The sequence below is a fragment of the Pseudomonas sp. dw_612 genome (assembly GCF_018449725.1).
GTDB lineage: Bacteria > Pseudomonadota > Gammaproteobacteria > Pseudomonadales > Pseudomonadaceae > Aquipseudomonas.
Genome location: NZ_JAAVVC010000057.1, coordinates 1 through 1307 on the forward strand (window position 1 = coordinate 1; position 1307 = coordinate 1307).

At 55.2% G+C, this 1307-nt stretch carries 1 protein-coding gene; it reads right to left on the reverse strand.

The annotated features are described in order from the left end of the window. Positions 1-5 precede the first annotated feature (5 nt). Positions 6-1211, reverse strand: coding sequence for an ISL3 family transposase (locus tag HB680_RS32435; protein ID WP_213942327.1), 1206 nt, complete (start codon positions 1209-1211; stop codon positions 6-8). Positions 1212-1307: the final 96 nt, after the last annotated feature.

A 1307-nucleotide genomic window follows, 5' to 3' on the forward strand; every position in this document is an offset into this window, starting at 1 on the left:
GTTCTTCACGGATTACCGGGAAAGACGCTCTTGATCTTCATGAAAAAGAATTCGCTGTCCCGGTAACCGTACGCCATCCGCTTAATGACCTTTATTCGATTGTTTATGCCTTCCAGCTGACCGGTGTGCATTGGCCAGCGAACCCGGCTGACGATGCCTCTCCAGTAACCCTTTAATCGCTTTGCAAACTGGATCAGAGCCGGTATTTCACTTTCTTGAGCATGACGTAGCCATTGCTTCCAGGCTGATCGCCAGCTCCAGGCGGTGCTTGGCGTCCAAAGCGTTTTGAGTTCAGCCTTCATCAAGTAGACCGTCATCAATGCTTGGTTGGCCGCCAGCAGATCCTTCAAACGGACCTGTTGCTCTGGCGTTTTCAGGTTCTGCGGATTACGCAGAAGCAGCCATCGCGCTTGCTTGATGACCTTGCGTGCAGGCTTGTCGTGACGTAGCCGATTAGCTTCGTCGACGCGGACGCGATCAATGACCTCCCGGCCATATTTGGCCACCACGTGAAAGAGGTCGTAGATCACTCGCGCGTTCGGACAGTGTTGGCGAACCTCCAGATCAAAAGCGGTGTTCATGTCCATCGCCACCGCTTCGATGCGAGCACAACCTTCTGGCCCCAGCTCTTCGAAAAATGGCCTGACCGCAGCCCGGCTGCGGCCTTCGCCGATCCACAGCACGCGTCGTGTATCGGCATCCAGCACGACACTGGCATAGCGATGCCCTTTGAACAGCGCAAATTCGTCCATCACCAAGCGCCGTGGCTGCGCCTTCGGCAAAACACTCAAAGCCGTTTGTAAGGCTCGACGCTCCAGCAACCGAACGGTGTCCCAATGCAGGCCAAACATCTGGGCCACGTGCAGGGTTGGGAGGCGCTCACAGGACTGAATGACCGCATCAGCCAAGCGGCGCGTCATGCGGGCATAGCGATCCAGCCAACTGACGGCCTCCATGCGTTTGCCGCAGTCACGGCAGCCAACACGCCTGAGCAAAACGCTGAGGCGTACAGCGCGACCGAGAATGGGAAGATCCCGAACGGTTCGCTCGCAATACTCATGTGTGGTTGAACAAGGTCTTTGGCAGCCACCACAGGAAGGGAATCGAGTGGCGTGGGGAATCAGATCGATCTTTAGGGCATCACCATCAGGCTTGATCGTGACGACAGAAAAGCCCTCCCAAAAAGGAAGGAAAGTATTAATATCGCGCATAAGAACGCCGGTTTGTTAGATGTGTTTGCTCGCACGAACATCATCAATCAAATCGGCGTTCTTGTTTCTGTCTTTCCCGGGATTCCGTGAAGAACC

What these genes read in the sequence shown, in the direction of transcription:
- HB680_RS32435 (WP_213942327.1), bottom strand. Translation starts at nt 1,211, where the DNA reads ATGCGCGATATTAATACTTTCCTTCCTTTTTGGGAGGGCTTTTCTGTC.